The 20841-nt window shown below is 71.2% G+C and carries 18 protein-coding genes; 5 read left to right on the top strand and 13 right to left on the bottom strand.

Going from position 1 to position 20841, the window contains the following annotated elements; genetic code table 11:
• Nucleotides 1–2 precede the first annotated feature (2 nt).
• The 3 genes from M8542_RS13810 to M8542_RS13800 all read left to right on the top strand — a co-directional run bounded on the left by M8542_RS13810 (nt 3) and on the right by M8542_RS13800 (nt 3330).
• Nucleotides 3–902: a hydroxymethylglutaryl-CoA lyase gene (locus M8542_RS13810; protein ID WP_257920520.1), complete on the top strand. Its 900-nt coding sequence runs from the start codon at nt 3–5 to the stop codon at nt 900–902.
• A gap of 584 nt (nt 903–1486) precedes the next feature.
• A complete protein-coding gene (locus M8542_RS13805; RefSeq protein ID WP_257920519.1) occupies nt 1487–2917 on the top strand; it encodes a DUF1996 domain-containing protein in 1431 nt (476 codons plus the stop codon).
• Between the two features lie 62 nt (nt 2918–2979).
• Nucleotides 2980–3330 (top strand): MmcQ/YjbR family DNA-binding protein, encoded by a 351-nt coding sequence (locus tag M8542_RS13800; protein ID WP_257920518.1) that lies wholly within the window; start codon nt 2980–2982, stop codon nt 3328–3330.
• Here M8542_RS13800 and M8542_RS13795 read toward each other — a convergent pair.
• Entirely contained in the window at nt 3306–4505 is a 1200-nt protein-coding gene (locus M8542_RS13795) for an MFS transporter (protein WP_257920517.1), read from the bottom strand. The two genes, M8542_RS13800 and M8542_RS13795, sit on opposite strands and share 25 nt — an antisense overlap.
• A 76-nt stretch (nt 4506–4581) precedes the next feature.
• Here M8542_RS13795 and M8542_RS13790 point away from each other — a divergent pair, with 76 nt between their 5' ends.
• Nucleotides 4582–5109: an ArsR/SmtB family transcription factor gene (locus tag M8542_RS13790; protein WP_257920516.1), complete on the top strand. Its 528-nt coding sequence runs from the start codon at nt 4582–4584 to the stop codon at nt 5107–5109.
• Nucleotides 5110–5217: 108 nt separating this feature from the next.
• Here the strand turns inward: M8542_RS13790 and M8542_RS13785 are convergent, their stop codons facing one another.
• The 9 genes from M8542_RS13785 to M8542_RS13745 all read right to left on the bottom strand — a co-directional run bounded on the left by M8542_RS13785 (nt 5218) and on the right by M8542_RS13745 (nt 15102).
• On the bottom strand, nt 5218–5988 hold the full coding sequence (locus M8542_RS13785) for an SH3 domain-containing protein (RefSeq protein WP_257920515.1): 771 nt from the start codon (nt 5986–5988) through the stop codon (nt 5218–5220).
• 146 nt (nt 5989–6134) lie between these two features.
• Complete coding sequence (locus M8542_RS13780; protein WP_257920514.1) at nt 6135–7571, bottom strand: glycoside hydrolase family 3 protein; 1437 nt, start codon at nt 7569–7571, stop codon at nt 6135–6137.
• A gap of 3 nt (nt 7572–7574) precedes the next feature.
• A complete protein-coding gene (locus M8542_RS13775) occupies nt 7575–8405 on the bottom strand; it encodes a carbohydrate ABC transporter permease (RefSeq protein WP_257920513.1) in 831 nt (276 codons plus the stop codon).
• Nucleotides 8402–9388, bottom strand: coding sequence for a carbohydrate ABC transporter permease (locus tag M8542_RS13770; RefSeq protein WP_257920512.1), 987 nt, complete (start codon nt 9386–9388; stop codon nt 8402–8404). The genes M8542_RS13775 and M8542_RS13770 overlap by 4 nt, the downstream gene beginning before the upstream one ends.
• Nucleotides 9385–10689 carry a sugar ABC transporter substrate-binding protein gene (locus M8542_RS13765; protein ID WP_257920511.1) on the bottom strand — a complete coding sequence of 435 codons (1305 nt, stop codon included), beginning with the start codon at nt 10687–10689 and terminating at the stop codon, nt 9385–9387. The genes M8542_RS13770 and M8542_RS13765 overlap by 4 nt, the downstream gene beginning before the upstream one ends.
• A gap of 357 nt (nt 10690–11046) precedes the next feature.
• Nucleotides 11047–11895: a shikimate dehydrogenase gene (locus M8542_RS13760; protein WP_257920510.1), complete on the bottom strand. Its 849-nt coding sequence runs from the start codon at nt 11893–11895 to the stop codon at nt 11047–11049.
• 49 nt (nt 11896–11944) lie between these two features.
• Nucleotides 11945–12481 carry an FHA domain-containing protein gene (locus M8542_RS13755; RefSeq protein WP_257920509.1) on the bottom strand — a complete coding sequence of 179 codons (537 nt, stop codon included), beginning with the start codon at nt 12479–12481 and terminating at the stop codon, nt 11945–11947.
• A 77-nt stretch (nt 12482–12558) separates the two neighbouring features.
• Nucleotides 12559–14652 (bottom strand): (Fe-S)-binding protein, encoded by a 2094-nt coding sequence (locus M8542_RS13750; protein WP_257920508.1) that lies wholly within the window; start codon nt 14650–14652, stop codon nt 12559–12561.
• Nucleotides 14653–14682: 30 nt separating this feature from the next.
• The gene (locus M8542_RS13745) at nt 14683–15102 is read right to left on the bottom strand and encodes a hypothetical protein (protein WP_257920507.1); all 420 of its coding nucleotides are present in this window, start codon (nt 15100–15102) and stop codon (nt 14683–14685) included.
• Nucleotides 15103–15324: 222 nt separating this feature from the next.
• Between M8542_RS13745 and M8542_RS13740 the strand changes: the two genes are divergently transcribed.
• Nucleotides 15325–15987, top strand: coding sequence for a nitroreductase family protein (locus M8542_RS13740; RefSeq protein WP_257920506.1), 663 nt, complete (start codon nt 15325–15327; stop codon nt 15985–15987).
• A 90-nt stretch (nt 15988–16077) separates the two neighbouring features.
• Here M8542_RS13740 and M8542_RS13735 read toward each other — a convergent pair whose 3' ends face one another.
• The 3 genes from M8542_RS13735 to M8542_RS13725 all read right to left on the bottom strand — a co-directional run bounded on the left by M8542_RS13735 (nt 16078) and on the right by M8542_RS13725 (nt 20769).
• A complete protein-coding gene (locus M8542_RS13735; protein ID WP_257920505.1) occupies nt 16078–18189 on the bottom strand; it encodes a putative bifunctional diguanylate cyclase/phosphodiesterase in 2112 nt (703 codons plus the stop codon).
• 88 nt (nt 18190–18277) lie between these two features.
• On the bottom strand, nt 18278–19363 hold the full coding sequence (locus M8542_RS13730; protein WP_276586476.1) for an alpha/beta hydrolase: 1086 nt from the start codon (nt 19361–19363) through the stop codon (nt 18278–18280).
• Nucleotides 19364–19440: 77 nt separating this feature from the next.
• Entirely contained in the window at nt 19441–20769 is a 1329-nt protein-coding gene (locus M8542_RS13725) for a cytochrome P450 (protein ID WP_257920503.1), read from the bottom strand.
• Nucleotides 20770–20841: the final 72 nt, after the last annotated feature.

Here is a 20841-nt window from a genome sequence, read left to right as displayed (position 1 = left end):
CCATGACCGAAGTCCTCATCACCGAGGTCGTGCTGCGCGACGGCCTCCAGGACGAGCCGATCACCGTGCCCACGCACGAAAAGGTCCGGCTCGCCCGCGGCCTCGTCGACGCCGGGCTGCGCGCGCTGGAGGTCGGCTCGTTCGTCTCCGCACGGCGGGTGCCGCAGATGGCCGACACCGGCGAGGTGCTGAAAACGCTGCTGGACGCGCCGGCGGTCCTGCACACCCTCGTGTTCACCGAGCGCGGCGCGCGGCAGGCGATCGACGCGGGCGCCCGCTCGGTGCGGCTGGTCGTGTCGGCCAGCGACGGGCACAGCACCGCCAACGCCGGCGTGCCGACCGCCGCGGCGCTCGACCGGCTCGCTGGCTGCGCGGCCCTGCTCACCGAGGCCGGCGTCGCCATCGAAGCGTCGGTGGCGACGGCGTTCGTCTGCCCGTTCGACGGCGACACCGACCCCGATCGGACGGCCGGCGTGGCCGCACGGCTGGGGGCGCTGGGCGCGCGGGTGGTCCACCTCGCCGACACGATCGGCGCGGCCCGGCCGGGCCGGCTGCGCGCGACGGTGTCCGCGGTGCGCGACGAGCTGCCGAACGTCCCGCTCGGGCTGCACCTGCACAACACCTACGGCCGCGCGGCGGCCAACGCGTGGGAGGGCCTGTCACTGGGCATCCGCCGGTTCGACTCGGCGCTGGGCGGCCTCGGCGGCTGCCCGTTCGCCCGGGGGGCGTCCGGCAATGTCGCGACGGACGACCTGGTCGACTTCTTCCACGGCGAAGGCATCGCGACCGGCATCGACGTCGTGAAGCTGGCCGAGCTGCGGGAGCAGGTGGGATTGGCGGTGGGTCACCGCCTGAACTCGGCCCTGTCCGCGATTCCGGCGGTCCCGGCGGCGCTTCGCTGAAGTGAATGACTCATTCCTGTCACCGGACGACATGAATGGGTCATTCACTCCGCCGGGGCCCCGGTCGGTGGGCATTCGGCGGGTCTCACCCAGGGATACGTACGGCGGTTCGGATCGGTTCAAAGTTTTTCGCCACACCCCCGGAAGCTGGACAACCCGCCGGTCAGAGGCCCAGGATGACCGCACACCCGAGTACGCCGGAGTGGGACACGCGCGGCGATCCAGCGTGATCCAGTCGCGGGCCGTCGTGCCCGCGTTTTTCGCGTACGCCATTCCCCGTGCATTCCCGGCGGCTTTTCGCGACCAGGGACGACTACGGAAACCGAAACCACGACTAACGGTTCGTGATTGCCGGAAATCCCTTCTTGCTCCGTGTCAAACCCCGGTGTAGCTTCCATCACGGAACGATAACCAGCCGGTTGACGGCGTGGCCGCGGGCAGGTGGCCGCGCACCCATCGATGTCGGGTCGGTGGCCGGCCGGAAATCGTCCGCCCCGCCGACGCATTCCTGATGAACTCGAGCTTTGCCCGAAGCCCATCAGTGTCGCGCACTCCCGCCAGCCCGACACCCGGAGGATCCACCCATGTCCCGAACCCAAGGGCGCCATCGCATTTCCCGCAGAACGAAGATCGCGACCGGCGGCCTCGCCCTGGCGATCGCGGTCGGCGGCATCGTCGTCGCGACGACCACCGGCAACACCGGTGAGGCCAGCGCCGACGAGGCGAACCCCGCGTTCTTCGTCGACATCCTGAAGGTGAAGCCGAACCAGTTCGACCCGCGCCCGGTCAGCGGCGCGTCGACCGGCACCTTCACCGTCGACTGCGGCCGCAACGAGAACCAGCACTTCAACCCGGACAACTTCATCGCCCAGCCCGGCGTCCGCAACGGCGCCCAGCACCTGCACGACTACGTCGGCAACCTCTCGACGAACGCCGACTCCAACAACAAGAGCCTCGCCAAGGCCGGCACCACGTGCCGCAACGGTGACAAGTCCGCCTACTTCTGGCCGGTCGTGCGCATCGACACGGGCGAAGAGGAGAAGAACGAGCCCGCGAAGAAGCCGGACGGCGACCGCGCGCAGGCCGACCAGGAGGCCAAGACCGTCCAGGTCGCCTGCCCCGACGTCGCGAGCAAGCTCGCCGACGTCCCCGACCAGGCGATGGCCGAGGTCGACAGCAACCTCGACCAGCTCGACACGCAGACCGACGAGGCCAACCAGCGCGTCGCGCAGACGCAGGGCCAGGGCGGCGCGAACTTCGTCCAGAACGCCATCCTCGGCCCGCTGAAGGACCGGCGCGCCGCGATCCTCGAGCGGATCGCCACCATCATCGCCCGGTTCGCGCCGAAGCCGACGGATCTCGGCGGGCTCGCGCCGTGCGCGCCGAAGCCCGGCAAGGACACCGGCACGCCGACCCCGCCGCCGAGCTCGACTGCGGGTGGTGCGCTGCCCGGCCAGGACGACAACAACGAGCTGCCCGGCAACGACGGCAAGATCCTGCGCCCGCAAAAGGTCCAGATCACCTTCCGCGGCAGCCCGGTGGGCAAGGTCGTGGCGATGCCGCGGTTCCTGCGCGTGCTCTACGGCGACGCGAAGGTGTCGACCAACGGGCCGGCCAACGCCCGGGCGAGCTGGACGTGCACCGGGTTCGAGAACCGGGTCACCGACAAGTACCCGATCTGCCCGGCCAACAGCAAGGTCAAGCGGATACACACGTTCCCGAGCTGCTGGGACGGCAAGAACACCGACAGCGCCAACCACCGCACGCACATCGTGTTCCCGGACCAGTTCGGCCGCTGCGCCAAGGGGTTCAAGGCCGTGCCGCAGCTGCAGATCTCGCTGACCTACGACATCCCGCACGACATCCAGGTCAAGAAGCAGTACAAAGTGGACGCCTTCCCGCAGGAGAAGCACAACCCGTTCTCCGACCACGACGACTTCGCCAACGTGATGTCGCAGCGGATCATGAACGGGCTCGTCAACTGCGTGAACCGCGGCCGGAACTGCCGGGCCTGACCGAGGCGGAAACCGGCGGCGCGGCCTCCCGCGCCGCCGGTTCCTGCGGTTGAATGACCGGCATGGCCACCGGTGACGACGTCCGCGCGTTCGCTCTGACCCTCCCCCGCGCCTACCAGGCGTACGTGCGGGACCGCGCCAAGTTCCGGGTCGGGCAGATCGTTTTCGCCGCGCTGTCGCGGGACGAAACCGTGCTGGGCTTCGGATATCCCCGCGACCAGCGGGACGCGCTCGTCGCCGGCGAGCCGGAGAAGTTCCTCATGCCCGAGCCAGCGGATCTGCGCTACCAGTGGGTCCAGTGCCGGCTCGCGGCGGTCGACGTCGAGGAGATGCGCGAGCTCGTCCTCGACGCGTGGCGGATGTGCGTGCCGAAGAAGGTCTGGAACGCCTACGCCGAAACACATCCGCGCTGATCCTCGGACACCGCGCGGAGCCCGGCCACGACGGCGAAGGCCGGCACGGCCATCACGACGAACACCGCCCGCAGCCCGAAGGCCTGGGCGATCGCCCCGCCTGCCAGCGCGCCGAGGGACTTCGTGCCCCACGCGACGAGCCGGTGGCTGCTGCCGACCCGGCCGAGCAGGTGGTCGGGCGTGAGCTCCTGGCGCAGTGACACCATCACGACGTTCGACACCAGGATGCCCACACCGCCGGTGAAGAACGCCGCGCCGACGGCGTACGGGTTCGCGGTCACCGCGAGCGCGCCGACCGGCAACCCGCCCGCGAGCCACGACACCCACAGCGCCCGCACCCTTCCGAGCCGACGCTCGACCGGCTCCGCGAGCAGCGCGCCGACCAGCCCACCGGCGGCGGTCGTGGCCATCAGCAGGCCGAAGGCCGGTTCGGACAGTCCCATCGCCGAGCCCGGGCCGACCGCGTAGAGGACGAGCACGGCGAACGTCGCGCCGGTGGCGAGGTTGAACGTCCCGACCATGACCGAGAACGTCCGCAGGACCCGGTGTCGGACGAGGAAACGCAGTCCTTCGGCGATGTCCGCGCGCAGGGTGGTGCGTTGTTCGCGCGGGACGCGGTATTCGCCGCGCACGAGGAGCAGGGCCGCGACGGCCACCGCCCACAACGCGACCGGGGCGACGAGCGCGACGACGACCCCGGCCGCGGCCAGCACCCCGGCGAGCGGCGGGCCGGCGAACTCGTTGGCCGTCTGCTCGGCGGCGTACATCCGGCCGTTGGCGCGGGCGAGCTGGGCGCGCCCGACGACCTGCGGCACGATCGACTGCGCGGCGGTGTCGTAGAGCGTCTCGGCGATCCCGGCACCCAGGGCGACGACGTACAGCGCCCAGATCGAGCCCCCGCCGAGCGCGGTCAGCACGGCGACGGCGGCGAGCAGGCCACCGCGGACGAGGTTCGCGGCGAGCATCGCGCGCCGGCGGTCGAGCCGGTCGACGAGCGCGCCGGCGGGCAGCGCGAAGACGAGCCAGGGCAGGCTGAAGGCGACGGCGAGCCCGGCGACGAGCGCGGGTTCGCGGGTGTACCCGACCGCGACCAGCGGCAACGCGACCTTGAGGACGCCGTCGGCGAGGCTCGACAGGCCGGCGGCGATCCACAGCCGCCAGAACACGGTGGACATGGATGGAGGATCGCACATCGATGGACTTTTCTCCATCGATGTAACCCGATTCCATCGATGGACTACGCTGCGTGGCATGACCGAACCCCGCCGACGGCGCCCGGCGACGCCCGAGGAGGCGAAGGCGCTGGGCCACCCGCTGCGGCTGCGCATCATGCGGCTGTGCCTGGTGGACGAGCTGACGAACAAGCAGCTGGCCGATCGCCTGGACCGCGACCCGGGCACGGTGCTGCACCACGTGCGCCAGCTGGTGGCCGCGGGCCTGCTGGAGCCGGCGCCGGTCCGCACGGGCACGAGCGGCGCGCTGGAGAAGCCGTACCGGTCGAACGGCGAGACGTGGTGGCTCGACGGTCCCCTGTCGGACGCGGACGCTCAGACGCGGTTCGCGCCGATCGAGATCTTCCAGGAGGAGATCCGCGCGGCGGGCCCGGAGTCGGTGGCGGTGCACGAGAAGTTCCTGCTGCACCTGTCGCCGGACGAGGTCGAGGAGCTGGACCGCCGCATCCTGGCGGTGCTGGACGAGTACGTCGCGACCGACCACGAACGGCTGGACCGCCCGGCGCTGGGCGGGATCTTCGTGCTGCACCACATGAAGCGGGACTGAGGTGCACGACCCGGTGTGCCCCTGCCCGGGGGAGGTGGGCAGGGGCACACCGGGTCGGGCCCGGGTCTCGTCACCCCCAGAGCCGGCGAGACCCGTCCGCCGCACGAGTCAGTGGTTCACCTTGAACCACGGCTGCGACCAGCCGAGGTAGGTCTGGCCCCACTTGCTCTTGATCTGCGCGATCGTCGTCTCGGTGTAGGTGCCCGCGCCGTTGATGTCGTTCGACAGGAACTTGCCGCCGCCGATGGAGATCATCGTGTGGCCCGAGCCGCCGTTGGAGAAGAACGCCAGGCCGCCCGCCGGGACGTCCGTGCTGTTCGGGTGCTTGTACGCGCTCGGGATCTGCGTCCAGTGCACGTACGCGGTGGTCGAGCCGCTCGCGCTGAAGCCGTAGTTCTGGGCGTTGATGCGGTCGCACCAGCCGTTGTACGACGGGTCGTTGTTCGTGTGGACGCGCGACTTCGCCTTCGTGACCGCCTGGGCGCAGGTGTTCGGGTCGCCCAGGCCGGACGTCGTGCAGGTCGCGGCCGGCGGGGTCGGCACGTCCGTGCAGTCCGGCGCGATGCGGCCGTCGGAGCCGGTGTAGACGTAGGTGTCGGTGATGTAGCCGCCCGGGACGTGGTCCCAGATGTTGCTGGTGCCGTACTTGCCGGTGACCGTCTCGCCGGTGGTCTGGCAGTCGATGTTCACGGCGGTGCCGTCGGCGACCGTGCCGTTCGAGCCCGCGCCGGTGCTCGGCGCGGTGCGCACGGTCAGCGGCGCACCCGAGTCGGTGTGCACCGTCCCCGTCGCCGCCAGGGCCGGGGTGGCGCCGACCAGCACGACCGCCGCGGCGATGCCGACCACCCCGGCCGCCCGCTTCCCGATCCGAATTCTCATGGGTCCGTCCCTCCAGGATTTCGTTGTGGGGACAGCATGGCGAGCCCGGGTACAAGGCCTGTACAAATGCGCCGACGCCGCGTGAAGATGCGGCAAACAGGACGAAGCCCCGCCGGTCCGGAGAGCGGCGGGGCTTCGGCGTGCACTCAGGCCAGGTACTCGGCCGCCGCGCGCAGGCTGACGTACGAGCCGCTGAACGTGTCGATCCGCGGGCCGTCGCCCAGCGGGCCCGGCACGCCCGTCTCCACCCGGATGTAGTCCACAGTGGACAGCGCGGCCAGCAGCTCGCGCACCCGCGGGTGCCGGTGGGCCTCCCGGGTCACCACGACGACGCTGCGGGCGTCGCGGGCCGCCGCCAGGACCGCGTCGACGTCGTCCGGCGTGGCGGTCAGCGTGCGCGTTCCGGGCAGCAGCTCGGCCAGGTGCGCACCCAGGCCCCACGGCATCGGGCCGGCCGCGATCGTCGGCTCGGTCTGCACGTCCACCACCAGCGGCGGGCCGGCCAGCCGCGGCTCGCCGGTGACCCGCAGGGCCTTGCGGGCCGCTTCGAGGCCGAGCCGCCGGTCCACCGGGCCGACCGAAGCCGGCGCCGGGTCGGTGCCCAGCGCCGCCGTCCGCGACGCCGCTTCTTCGAGCCGCTCCAGCGGCAGCTCACCCGCCGCGACCGCGGCCACGATCGCCGCCACGCAGGCGTCCAACGCGGGTGCTTCGAACGCCGCGCCGCCGAGGCACAACGCGTCCGCGCCCGCGGCCAGCGCCCGCACCGCCGACCGGCCGAGGCCGTCGTGCTTGCCGTAGGCGCCCGAAACCGCGCCCATCTCCAGCGCGTCGGTGATCACCGCGCCGGTGAAGCCGAGCTCGCCGCGCAGGACGTCGGTGAGCGCGGTCCGGTTGAGCGTCGCAGGCTCCTCGCCCCACGCCCGGACGACCAGGTGGCCCGACATCACCGAGCGCACCCCGGCCTGGATCGCCGCCGCGAACGGGACCAGCTCGATCTCCCGCAGCTCCTCGACCGTCCTGGGCAGCACCGGCAGCGCGACGTGCGAGTCCTCGGTCGCCGCGCCGTGGCCCGGGAAGTGCTTCGCGCACGCCGCGACGCCGTACTTCTGCAGGCCCGTCACGTACGCCGCGACGTGCGGCGACGCCTTCGCGGGGTCCGACCCGAACGCCCGGACGCCGATGATCGGGTCCTCGGCCGCCAGGGTCAGGTCCGCGCACGGCGCGAGGTTCACCGTGACGCCGCAGGCCGCGAGCCGTTCGCCGAGGGCGGCGGCGACCGCCGTGGTCAGCTCCGGGTCGCCGGCCGCGCCGAGGGCCAGCGGCCCCGGCACGAACGACCCGGTGTTCACGTCGAGGCGGGTGACGTCGCCACCCTCCTCGTCGATCCCGACCACCACGCCGTCGCGTTCGCCCCGCAGCTGCGCGGTGAGGGCGGCGACCTGCTCGTCGTCGACGACGTTCCGGCCGAACAGCACCACCCCGCCGAGGCCGGCCGCGATCCGGCGGCGCAGCCATTCCGGCGCGGTCGTCCCGGCGAACCCGGGCAGGAGAACGGCTTCGGCGAGCTTCTCCGGAGAAGACACCAGCTACCCCTTCACCGCGCCGGCGGCGACGCCGGCCACGAGCTTGCGCTGCACGATCAGGAAGAACACCAGCGCCGGGACCGCGTAGATGACCGACGCGGCCATCACGCCACCCCAGTCGGTCGCGAACGCCGTGCGGAACGACGCCAGCCACACCGGCAGCGTCTCCTTCGGCTTGTCCCGGATGAACACCAGCGCGAACAGGTACTCGTTCCACGCGGTGATGAAGCTGAACACCGAGGTGGTGACCAGCCCGGGCGCGAGCAGCGGCAGCGTCACCCGGCGGAACGCGCCGGTCTGGCTGCAGCCGTCGATCATCGCGGCCTCTTCCAGCTCGTACGGGATCCCGTTGACGAAGCCGTAGAGCATCCAGACCGTGAACGGCAGCGTGGTCGCGAAGTAGATCAGCAGCAGCGACGGCAGCGTGTTGAGCAGCCCCGCGTCCCGCATCAGCAGGAACAGCGGGATGAACAGCGCCGACACCGGGGCCAGCTGCGCCACCATGACCAGCACCAGGAAGCCCTTGCGGCCGGTGAAGCGCAGCCGCGAGAGCGGGATGGCCGCCAGCGTCCCGGCGATCAGCGCGCAGAGCACCGAGCCGACCGTGACGATCAGGCTGTTCATCAGGTAGACCGGGAAGTTGTCCTTGCCCAGCGCGGTGGCGAAGTTGCCGAACGAGATCGACGTCGGGATGAGGTCGTACTTGGGCGAGAGGATCTCGCCGGGGGTGCGCAGCGACGTGACGAACATCCAGTACGTCGGGAAGACGATCGCCAGCGCGACGAGCACGCCGACGACCGCGAGCACGATCCGCTGCGACAGCGGTTTCCTCACTTCAGATCACCTTCCGGGGTCCGGACCAGCAGCTGGATGTACCGGCCGGTGATGAGCGCCAGCACGATCAGCATCAGGGTCGCGATCGCGCCCGCCGCGCCGAAGTGGTTGCCCGCGATGCCCTTGAGGTAGAGCACGACGGCGAGCGTGGTGCTCCCGCCGTCCGGGCCACCTTCGCGGATCGCCCAGATCTGCGCGAAGGCGTTGAAGTCCCACAGCACCGACAGGAAGGTCACCATCGTGGTGATCGGCCGGATGGCGGGCCAGGTGACCGCGCGGAAGGTCTGCCACGCGCTGGCGCCGTCGATGCCGGCGGCCTCGTACTGCTCCCGCGGCACGCCGATGAGGCCCGCGTACAGCGAGAACGTCACGAACGGCACGGCCTGCCACACGATGAGCAGCCCGATCACCGTCAGCGTGCTGGGTCCGCTGGAGAACCAGGAGAACCCGATGAAGCTGTGGAAGCCGAGCCGGTCGAGGGTCTTGTTGAGGATGCCGTACTGCTCGTCGAAGATCCACTGGAACACCGTGGTCGTCGCGATCACCGGCGTCGCCCAGGCGAGCACCAGCGTGACCTGCAGGATGATCCGGACGACCGGGTCGAGGTGGCGCATCAGCACCGACAGCAGGAGGCCGCCGAGGATGGTGGCGGCCACGATCGAGGCGGTGAAGATCAGCGTCCGGACGGTGATCGTCCAGAACTCCGGGTCGGCCAGGGTGTTCGTGTAGTTGTCGAAGCCGATCCAGACCGTCTTGCCGGAGATCAGCTGGCCGATGTCGAGCTTGCGGAAGCTGATCGCGAGCACCTGGACCAGCGGCCAGGCCAGCAGGACCAGGATGGCCACGAGGGCGGGCAGGAGCAGCAGGTACGGGAGCACCCGGTCGCCGAACCGGCCCCGCCTGCGCTTCTTGACCCGCGCGTCGCGCGGCGATGCCGGCGGGGTCGCCCCCGCCGGCATCGTCACATTCGCGGTCGCTGTCATCCGCCGATGAGCTTGTTCAGCGCTGCGTTGGCGTCGGCGGTCGCCTGGTCGAGCGTCTTCTTGCCGGTCAGGTACGCGGTCAGCATGTCCTTGACCGGGTTCTGGCCGGACTCCACGTCACCCCACTTCGGGCTGGCCGGCACGGCCTTGCCGTTGGTGGAGGCCTTCGCCATCACGCTGCCCAGCGGGTCCTTGTCCAGGCCGGTGAGGTCGGTCGACGTGCCGGGCACGACGCCGGCGGCGGCGAGCTGGCTCTGGTACTTCGGGCTGGAGAGCAGCTTGATGTACTCCTTGGCCGCGGCCGCGTTCTTGCTGTTGGCCGGGATCGCCAGGTTGGAGCCGCCCAGGAAGACCGGGGCGGCCTGGCCGGCGGTCTTGCTCGGGATCGCGAAGGCGCCGGTCTTGCCGGTCAGGCTCGCGTCGGTCTTGGCCGCGGTGGCCAGCTCCCACGGGAGGCCGATCATCATGGCCACCTTGCCGGCGCCGTAGACGGTCGCCTGCTGCGGCTTGGCCTCGTCTGCGTCCTTCGGCGCCTTGGTGCCGGAGGTGTCGACGAGCTTCTTGTAGAAGTCGAGGCCCGCCTTCGCGCCGGCGCTGTCCAGCGTCGCCTTGAAGTTCTTGCCGTCGGCCTGGGCGATGTCACCGCCGTTGTCCCAGATGAACGACAGCAGCGCGTACCAGTTCTGCCCCGGCATGTAGAGCGCCTGGAAGTCGGGGTCGGAACCGAACTTCGTCTTCAGCTTGGTGATCGCGTCGATCCACTCGTCGTTCGACGTCGGCGGCTTGGTGATGCCGGCCTGCTCGAACATGTCCTTGCGGTAGATGACCTCGCGGTTGGCCGCGTAGAACGGGACGCCGTAGACCTTGCCGTCGTAGGTGCCCGAGTCGGCGAGGCCCTTCAGCCACTGCGCGCCGTTGAAGCTGTCCTTGTCCGCGGTCAGGTCGGTCAGCACGCCGTCCTGGGCGGCGAACGCGGCGGTCTGCGTGTTGCCGATCTCGATGACGTCCGGCGGCGCGCCGCTGGCCAGCGCGGTGGTCAGCTTCTGCTGGATGCCGTCCCACTGCTGGATTTCGTACTTGACCTTGACGCCGGGGTGCGCGGCCTCGAACTCCTTGTTGAGCGCGTCGGTCAGCGTGGTCGGCGCGGACCCCGTCATCAGCCAGACCGTGACGTCGCCGCTGAGCTGCGCGGGAGCGCCGCTCGACGAAGCGGCCGTGTCGGTTCCGCCGGAGCCCGCGCAGCCTGCGGTCGCGAGCGTGAGTGCGGCGGCGCCTGCCGCCAGCTTGAGCCAGCGTTTCACTCGATGCCGTCCTTCCCTGCCCGGCCACCGTGGCCGAGCGCCCCAAATGGTGTAGACCAATGTTGGGGTTAGAGTGGTACGTACCACAGGCGGTGTCAAGGCGGTTGCCGGAACGTTGTAAACGCACCGGGGAGTTGTACGGGGGGTAGCCGGGCGGTTACCGCGCAGGGCGCGTGCGGTGACGGAAGTCGTCCGAATAGGAAGGTGTCCAGGCTGTTTTTCACCGCACCGCAGCCGAAAACCGGGCTGCGCCGAGCGGGTGACGCCGCGAAAGCCGCTCCGGGCAAGGACTCCCGGAGCGGCGCTCCGGGACGGCCGGAGTTTTCCCTGGTGGCAGAGCGTGTCGTCGCGAGGCCGTCAGGCGGCTCGCGCGCCCTCGCCTTCGAGGGTGTCGAAGTGCCGCAGCATCCGCCCCGCATCCGGCTCCACGCCGGTGAACAGCCGGAACGCCTCCGCCGCCTGCAGCACGACCATGCCGCCGCCGTGCAGGACACGGCAGCCGAGCGCGCGGGCGTCGGCCAGCAGGGGTGTCTCCAGCGGGCGGTAAACGATGTCAGCCACCCACAGCTCGGGGCGCAGCAGCTCGGCCGGGAGCGGCGAGCCCGGGTGGGCGGCCATGCCGGTCGGCGTCGCGTGCACCAGGCCGTCGGCCCGCCGCACCGCCTCGAGGCCACCGGTTTCGGCGCGGTCGTCGCCGAACCGCCGCCGCAGCGCGTCGACCAGCCGCGTGCTGCGCGAGCCGTCGACGTCGTGCACGGTGAGCCGCCCGGCGCCCAGGGAAAGCAGGGCGTGCGCCACCGCCGCGCCCGCGCCACCGGCGCCGAGCAGGACGACCCGGCCCATCGCGACGCCGGGCAGGCCGCGGGTCAGGCTGCGGGCGAAGCCGGTCGCGTCGGTGTTGTGGCCGATCGCGCGGCCGCCGTCGAAGACGATCGTGTTGACCGCGCCGAGCACCGCGGCCTCCGGCGAAAGCTCGTCGAGGTGCGGCAGCACCGCCTGCTTGGCCGGGTGGGTGACGTTGAGGCCGTCGAAGCCGGTGAGCCGGGCGGCGGCCAGGACGTCGGCGACCGGCCGGCGCAGCACGTCGAGGTCCAGCAGGCGGTAGACGTAGCGGAGGCCGAGTTCACCGGCCTCCCGTTCGTGCAGGGCCGGGCTGGCGGACAGCCCGATCCCCGAGCCGACGAGCCCGATCAGGTAGCTGGCCACACTGCCCCTCCGGTAATGTACGAACTAGTGAGCTAACTCTAACGGTCGCTCATCGGCTCTCCTCCCGGGAAGGCGCGGGGTTTTCCGGCGCCCGGGTGAAGCCGGTCATCGCCACCCCGGCGACCGTCAGGATCGCACCGAGCACGAACACCACGAACCCGGCGATCCCCAGCGGCACGCCGTCGACCGCCGACGCCCAGAGCCCGAACCCGGCCACCACCATGAGCAGCCCGGGCGCGACCAGCACCCGGCCGGGACGCGGCCGGGCGCCTTCGGCCGCCGGGACGTCCGAGAACACCGCGCCGATCGGCCCGAAGGACAGCCGGTCGCCGTCCCGCAGCAGCCGCGTCTCGTGCTCGGCGAGCCGCTGCCCGTTCACCCACGTGCCGGTGCGCGAGCCGGCGTCCGTCACCCGTGTGCCCCGCGCGTCGCACCGGATCCACGCGTGCCGCGGGCTCACGTGGCCGGAATGCAGCCGCAGGTGGGCCTCCGGCCCGCGCCCGACCAGCCACGTGCCGCGCCGCACCGCCAGCCTCGCCACGGCGCCGTCGACCGTCTCGATCTCCGCCGCGTTCACTTGCCCCATCGCCCCTCCCGCGCACCGCCCGACTCCGGTGCAGAGGCGGGCGGCCGCGGGAAGATATGCGGCGAACGGGTGAACCGTCAGGGTTTCGGCGCCGGCGCCTTGACCCGCTCCAGCAGCAGCTGGGCGACGTCACGCACGTCGACGTTCTCCGCCTTCTGCTCGCTCTGGCGCTGGACCAGGCCGTCGGTGAGCATCACGCGGCAGAACGGGCAGCCGGTCACGATCGTCTCCGCGTCCGTCGCGATGGCCTCGTCGACCCGCTCCAGGTTGATGCGCTTGCCGATCTGCTCTTCCATCCACATCCGCGCGCCGCCCGCGCCGCAGCAGAGCGCCCGGTCGGCGTGCCGCGGCATCTCCTCGAGCGTCGCGCCGGTCGCCCCGACGAGCTCGCGCGGCGGGGTGTAGACCTTGTTGTGACGCCCGAGGTAGCACGGGTCGTGGTAGGTGACCTTCGGGCCGTCCTCGACCGCCTTCACCGGCGTCAGCTGCCCGCCGCGGACCAGGCGGTTCAGCAGCTGGGTGTGGTGGACGACCTCGTAGTGCCCGTCCAGGTCCGGGTACTCGCGGCTCAGCGTGTTGAGGCAGTGCGGGCAGGTCGTGACGATCTTGCGCAGCCGCGGCTCGCGGCCTTCGAACACGGCGTTGAGCGTCTCGGCGGTCTGCTGCGCCATCATCTGGAAGAGGAACTCGTTGCCCGCGCGCCGCGCCGGGTCACCCGTGCACGACTCCTCCTTGCCCAGCACCGTGTACTTGACGCCGGCGATGTGCAGCAGCTCCGCCGTGGCGCGGACGGTCTTGCGCGCCTGGTCGTCGAACGCGCCCGCGCAGCCGACCCAGTAGACGTATTCGACGTCGTCGGCGAGCTCGCCGTCGAACACCGGGACGTCGAAGCCGAGGTCCTTCGTCCAGGCCAGCCGCTCGGAGTTGTTCTGGCCCCACGGGTTGCCCTTGGTCTCCAGGTTCTTGAACAGCCCGCCCAGCTCGGTCGGGAAGGCCGACTCGATCATCACCTGGTAGCGGCGCATGTCGACGATGTGGTCGACGTGCTCGATGTCCACCGGGCACTGCTCGACGCACGCGCCGCAGGTGGTGCACGACCAGAGCACGTCCGGGTCGATGACGCCGCCGTCGGCTTCCGGGCCGACCAGCGGGCGCGCGTCCTCGTGCTCGGTGCCCGCGAGGATGTAGGGCGCCTCCTCGAACAGGTTGTCGCGCAGGTTCATGATGACGAGCTTGGGCGACAACGGCTTCCCGGTGTTCCACGCCGGGCACTGCGACTGGCAGCGGCCACACTCGGTGCACGTGGCGAAGTCGAGCATGCCCTTCCAGGTGAAGTCGCCGATCTTGCCGCGGCCGAACGTGTCGTCCTCGCCCGGGTCCTCGAAGTCGATCGGCTTGCCGCCGGACTCCATCGGCAGCAGCGGCCCGAGCCCGTCCGGCAGCCGCTTGGCCGAGACGTTGATCGGCGCCACGAAGATGTGCAGGTGCTTGGAGTAGAGCACGATCGACAGGAACACGAGCATGACGCCGATGTGCAGCATCAGGCCGACCGTCTCGAGCACCTCGGTGGTCGAGTGCCCGAGCGGCTCGAACAGGTTGCCAACGCCGAGGGAGACGTACGCGCCGTTGTCGTACGGGAAGTTGCCGGACGCCGCCGACGCGCCGCGGAAGAAGAACATCGTCCAGACGACGTTGAAGATCATGAAGAGGATCAGCCACGCGCCGCCCGTGTGCGAGCCGTAGAAGCGCGACGCGCGGTCCTTGCGCTCCGGGGCGTTGCGGATCCGGATGACCGTGAACACGGCCAGCGAGACGGCCACCATGACGGCGATGAAGTCCTGCAGGAAGCCCAGCACCGACCAGTGGCCGATCCACGGGATCGCGAACTTCTCGTCGAAGAGCGCGCCGTACGCCTCGAGGTACACCGACGCGAGGATCACGAAGCCCCAGAACGTGAAGAAGTGCGCGAGGCCGGGCACCGACCACTTCAGGAGCTTGCGCTGGCCGAACACCTCACGCACCTGGGCGAAGACGCGTGCGCCCAGTTCGTCGGAGCGCTTGGTGTCGGGCTGGCCGGCCTTGATCAGCCGGTACAGGAAGGCCACCCGCTTGCCGGCGACGGCGAGGCCGACGACCGTCATGAGCAGGCCGAGGATGAGACGAACGAGCACGGGTCCTCCGGTCGTACTTCGAGGATCGGCTCAGTGCGAGCCGGTGTAGTAGCGGCACGCCTGGCACGCGTACCGCATCTTCGCGACCCGCCAGTGTTTCCGGTACAAGTCGAGGTCGGCCGACCGGCGGACGCCGAGGCGCTGGTAGCGCCCCGGGCGACGGCGGCCGGTTTCGTACTGCTCGGTCGCCCGGCCGAGGTGGGCGCGCCGCAGCACGCACCCCCGCGTCCGGCACCGGCCGAGCGCGCCGCGGCAGAACCGGTGCAGCAGCACCAGTTCCCCGGTGACTTCGTCGACCACGCCGTACCCCGGGTGGTCGCTCCGCCCGGCGAGCCGGACGGGCAGGCCGCAGTACCCGCACTTGAGGGTGCAGGAGAGGCAGCCGGTGATGTGCCTGAGCCGCAGTTCGCGCCGGTCTTCGGAGCCGGGTCCTCGGACGCGCGACGCCATGGGGCCTCCTGGAGCGACTGTGATCGACACCACTGCCTGCTACTGGAGGGTAATGAGGAGGTCACTTCGCGCGACAGGACCAAATGGCCTAGTTGCGTTGCGCTGTTCGGCGTAAAGATCGAAGCAAGGATCACCTTACTGTCCGTATAGCGGACGCATCTGAGCCGGAAATCGTACGTTCGGCCCTGCTGCGGTGATCGTGTCCCCCGCCACAATCCGGGCATGACCTATCACCCGGTCCCCTACCGCCCCGCCCGGCTGCCCGACGACGAAGCGGTCGCGCGGGTGAGCGCGCTGCGGCAGCGGATGGAAGCCCGGCGCTCGGTGCGGATGTTCTCCCCCGACCCGGTCCCGGAGCGCGCGGTGCTCGACGCGATCGCGGTGGCGTCCACGGCACCGAGCGGCGCGCACCAGCAGCCGTGGACGTTCGTCCTCGTCACCGACCCGGCGGTGCGCCGCCGCCTGCGCGAAGCGGCGGAAGAGGAGGAGCGCATCTCCTACGACGGCCGGCTGGGCGAAGCGTGGCTCGACGCGCTGAAGCCACTGGGCACGGACGCGGTGAAGCCGCACCTGACGGACGCGCCGTACCTGATCGTGGTGTTCCAGCAACGGTTCGCCCTCGACGACGACGGCGGCGTGCGGAAGCACTACTACGTCGACGAGTCGGTGGGCATCGCGGTCGGCATGCTGCTGACGGCGTTGCAGGTGGCCGGGCTGGCGGCGTTGACGCACACACCGTCCCCGATGCGCTTCCTGGGCGAGCTGCTCGGCCGCCCCCGCAACGAAAAGGCGTTCGCGGTGATCCCGGTCGGCTACCCGGCCGACGACTGCGTGGTGCCGGACCTGCGGCGCAAGCCCCTCGAGGAGGTGCTGGTCCGGGTCTGAGGTTCGTCAGCAGGCCGGGAGGCCGCCGGGGAGGTCGGCGAACGCGGGGCCGGAAACCCGTGCTCCCGCCACCACCCCGGACACCCGCCGTCAGCAGGCCGGAAGACCACCCGGCAACTCGGCGAACGCGGGGCCGGAAACCCGGTCCACACCACGCTCCCGCCACCACCCGGCGACCTCCGCACTCCCGACCCCGGCCACCGCGACCTCCGCGCCACCCCGGTGCGCGGCCTCGATCAGCGCCGCCACCGAAAGCTGCACCAGCTCGTCGTCGCGGCGGGATGCCACGGTCTCCGCCAGTCGAACCGTGTGGACCGGGAAGTCCGCCAGGCACGTCACGTCCGCCGCCGCGCCGAAGTCGTGGACCTCCGCCTCGATGCCGATTTCCGCCAGCACCTTCACGTTGTCCGCCGCATCGCCCGTGTCCGACAGCAGGGCCGCCGCCGGGAAGCCCGGGCGCAGCCGCTCCGGGGCCAGGCCCGTCGACTCCAGCACCGCGCGGATCTCGCCGACCAGCTCCGGGTCCGCCGCCTGCTGCGGCGTCAGCGAGACGACCAGCGGCGCAGCCACGCCGGCCGTCGTGACCGCCTCCGCCGCCGTGCGCAGCAGCCACGTGCCCAGTGGCAGCGCCAGCCCGGTCTCCGCCGCCAGCCGCACGCACGTTTCGTGCGCCAGCACGCCTTCTTCCGGGTGGTTCCAGCGCAGCCGGGGCTCGACACCGCGGATCGTGCCGTCCGCCGCCGACACCAGCGCCCGGTAGCCCACCTCGATCTCGCCGTTCTCCCACGCGCCCGCCATCCCCGCGGCCAGCCCGAAGTCGTGCCGGTCGCGGCGGTCCAGCTCGCGGTCGAACAGGCCCCACTGGTTGCCTGCCCGCTGGACTCGGCGCAGCGTCAGGTCCGACGCGCGCAGCAGCTCCACCGGCGTGATGTCCCGTGGCGGGCGGTGCACGACGCCGATGCTGGCCGACACCGCGACGCCGTGGCTGCCGTCCACGTAGTCCGGCTCCGCGAGCTCGTGCGTGATCCGGCGGACCAGCGCCACCACTCCCGGCGTCGACTCCCCGTTCTGCACCAGCACCGCGAACTCGTCGCCGCCCAGGCGCGCCACGAGCGCCGACTCGCCTTCGAACACCGCCTTCAGCTTGCCCGCGACCCCGCGCAGCACCCGGTCGCCCAGCTCCTGCCCGAGCCCGCCGGTGACCTGCGAGAAACCGTCGAGGTCGAGGTGGAACAGCGTGACGCCGCGGGCCGGGTCGGCGTCGCGGAGCAGGTTTTCCAAGCGGGTGCTGAAGAACTGGCGGTTCGGCAGCCCGGTCAGCACGTCGTGCAGGGCCTGGTGGCTCAACCGCCGCTGCAGCAGCGACACCTCGGTGTCGTCGTCGACGATCGTGATCAGCTGCCGGGGCGCGCCGACCGCGTCGCGGATCACCGCCGCGGCGAAGGTCGCCCACATCGGCTCGCCGTCCCGGCCGACCAGCCGCCGACCGGCACGCAGCCGGTGCAGCTTGCCGGCCACCAGGTCGTCGTAGTGCTCGCGCAGCTGCTCGACGTCCTCGGGGTGGACCAGGTCGAACAACGTCAGCGCGGCGATCTCGGCGGGTGTGCGGTTGAGCGTCTTCGCCAGGGCCGCGTTGGCCCGCAGCACGCGCCCGTCCAGCTCGGTGAGCGCGACGCCGCTGGCCGAACCCGCGAAGACCTCCTCGAACTGCGCCCGGGTGATGACCTGCTTCTGCCGCGTCTCCTGCTCGACCTTCAGCAGCGCACGGCTCAGGCCCTCCTGCCGCTTCTGGATGTCCTCGCGCAGCGTCTCGCCGTAGCCCGAGCTGAGCGCGCCGAGCACCACGACGACCCGCTCGGCGAGCCCTTCGACGCGGCGCAGCTCCGGCTCGCGCAGCAGCGCTTTGCCGAGCACTTCGAGGCTGCGGCGCAAGCTGTCGGCGCCGACGCACCGCAGTTCGACGAGCCGGCCACCGGCCGCCGCCGCGGCTTCGAGGTCCGGCGGGTCGCTCGTGACGGCGTCGAAGAGCCGGCCGACCAGGACCGCCAGTTCGCGCTCGATCTCCTCGGGCGTGTGCGGCAGGTAGGCGGTGGTGCTGACCAGGTAGCCCCACTTGCGCGCCAGCGTGCCGAGCCGTCTCGCCGCACGTTCGGCGGACGGCTTCTTCCGCGGCGCGTCACCACGGGGATGGGGAGCAGTCACCTCAGCCTGTCCTGAAGATCAGTCACACTCCGGTTCGGGTAGCCGATATATCCTTGCGCGAAATTGTGTCCGGCGCACGAAACAGCATTCATCCAATCGAGTGATAACCCTGCGGAGCCACGGCGAGCCGGTCCCGCAGCCACGACCGGGTGGCGTTCCGGTATTCAGCCGCGTTTTCGTGCAACGCAACGGAATGACCGGCACCCGGGAGGACGAACGTCGACAATTTCGACGGGTCCGCGTAGTACGGCGCTTCCTGCGCGTGCAACACTCCGGCGTTCGAACAGTCACGCAGCGCGAGCAGTCCGCAGAAAAGAACGTCCTTTTCCCCCACCACCTGGAAAACCGGTGCGGTAATTCCCTTCGTCGCGGGAAGCACGATCCCGAACAGCGCGACCGTGCCCATCCCGGGCACCGAAACCTGGTCCTTGGTGGCCTCGTCGGCGGCGATCACGCCCGGGTCGGCGTCGTCGGCGGCGTAGAACAGCCCGGCCCGCGCCCCCGGTTTCGTCGTGAAGTACAGCGGGTCGCTGCCCAGCCGGCTCAGCTGCCCGTCGAGCAGCGCGGGCTGCAGCCCCAGCGCCGCGCCCAGCGCCAGCACCGGCAGCGCGGGCAGGTGCGTGATGCCGGTGAGGATCACGCCGTCGACGTCGTGGTAGGTCGACGCCTCGACCGCGACCACGCCCGAGCCGACCGAATGCCCGACGATGACGACCTTCGCGAACGACACCCCGCCGACGTGGCCCGCGCGCAGGTGCCCGACCGCCTCGTGCAGGGACTCCGCGGACGCCCAGACCGACAGCGGCAAGCTCAGCGGGTGACTGCTGCGGCCGGCGCCGAGCTGGTCGACGGCGAAGGTCGCGTAGCCGTTCGCGGCCATGTCCCGCTGGTAGGAGTAGCGCTCCGGCTGATAGGGCAGGTCCCAGTACGCGCTGTTGTACGTCCCGCCGTGCACGAGCAGCTGGACGGTGTCCGGCGCGGAGCCGGCCGGCAGGCACAGCCGGCCGTGCAGGGTCGCCGGCGCGCCCGGGACGAGCGGCGGCAACCCCGGGCCGCTGACCGGCAGATCCGTGTCAGCACACGAGATCGCGGCCGCCTCGGCGGGCATCGCGGCAGTCAGCGACGCGAGCAGGACTCCACAGGCGAACAACGCCGACGTCACCTTGACAGGCAGCTTCACGCCGCACTCCTCCGGACTCGGACAGGTGAAGGAACTCCGGAACACTACACCCGGTAGCCGAACGGGTACCGTCAGGTCCGCGGCACCACGGTCATCGGCAGCCGGTTCGGCTGCATGGTCGCCTTCAGCTGCGCCCGGACTTTCTTGCCCGGCACCGGAACGAGCCGCCACCGCGCGCCGATGGTCGCCGCGACGATGGCGATCTCCGTCGGCGCGAACACGTGCCCCGGGCACAGCCGCGGGCCGGCCCCGAACGGGATGTACGCGCCCTTCGGCAGGTCCTCGGTGCGGCCGGGCGCCCAGCGGCCGGGGTCGAAGCGCTCCGGTTCGGGGAACCAGCGCGGGTCCCGGTGCAGGGTGTGCTGGCTGACCGCGACCTCGCTGCCCGCCGGGATCCGGACGCCGCCGAGCTCGACGTCTTCGCGGGCGCGGCGCATGAGGATCAGCGGGGGCGTGCGGCGGACGATCTCGTGGACGATCTGGTTCGTGTACACCAGATCCGGCAGGTCCTCGAACCGCGCGGCGCGGCCGCCGAGGACTTCGTCGACCTCCGCGTGGAAGCGCCGCTCGACTTCCCGGTGCTGCCCGAGCTCGTGGAAGAACCAGGCCAGCGCGACGGCGGTGGTCTCCGCGCCGGTGGTGAGGATCGTGATGACCTCGTCGTGCACCTGCCGGTCGGACATGCCCTCGCCGGTGTCCTCGTCGCGGGCCAGCAGCAGCATCGACAGCAGGTCACCGTGGTCGGCGCCCTGTTCGCGGGCGCTGACCACGGTTTCGCCGATGACCGCGCGCAGGCGCGCGGCCGCGGCGTCGAACGCGCGGTTCGCCGGGATGGGCAGCTTCTCCACGAACTTCGGGGAGAACGCCCGGATCAGCACGTACTTCAGCATCACCGGGATCGAGCGCTGGATCTCGGCGAGCGCGTCTTCGCCGAGGGCGGTGGAGAAGAGGGTCTGGCCCGCGATGGTGAGCACGAGGTCCTGCATCCGCCGGTCGAACTCGACGACTTCGCCGGGCCGCCAGGAGCCCACCAGCTCCTCGGCCAGCTTCGTGATCGTCGTTTCGGCGTAGCCCTCGATCCGGCTGCGCCCGAACGCGGGCATCACCAGCCGCCGCTGGCGGCGGTTCAGCTCGCCGTTCGAGGTGGCCAGCCCGTCGCCGAAGAGCGGGCGCATCTTGTCGAAGACGATCCCCTTGTCGAACTTGTCGGCGTCGGTGGCCAGCACCCGCCACGCCAGCTCCGGCGTGGTGACCACGTGCACCGGCAGCGGCCCGAGCCGGAGTTCGACGACTTCTCCGTGCGCCGGAAGGGAAGTGAAGAGCTTCAGCGGGTCACGCAGCAGGGGCACCGTGTGGCCGAGCAGCGGCCAGCGGCCGGGAACGGGACGCGCGTCCGTCATGACGGGTCACCCTAGCCGCGCGGCCAGTGCCCCGATCGTGAGTCCACACGAACGGAGGAGAGCGCTACACTC

The sequence above is a fragment of the Amycolatopsis iheyensis genome (assembly GCF_024703995.1).
Lineage (GTDB): Bacteria > Actinomycetota > Actinomycetes > Mycobacteriales > Pseudonocardiaceae > Amycolatopsis > Amycolatopsis iheyensis.
This window is presented reverse-complemented; position numbering and strand designations above follow the sequence as displayed.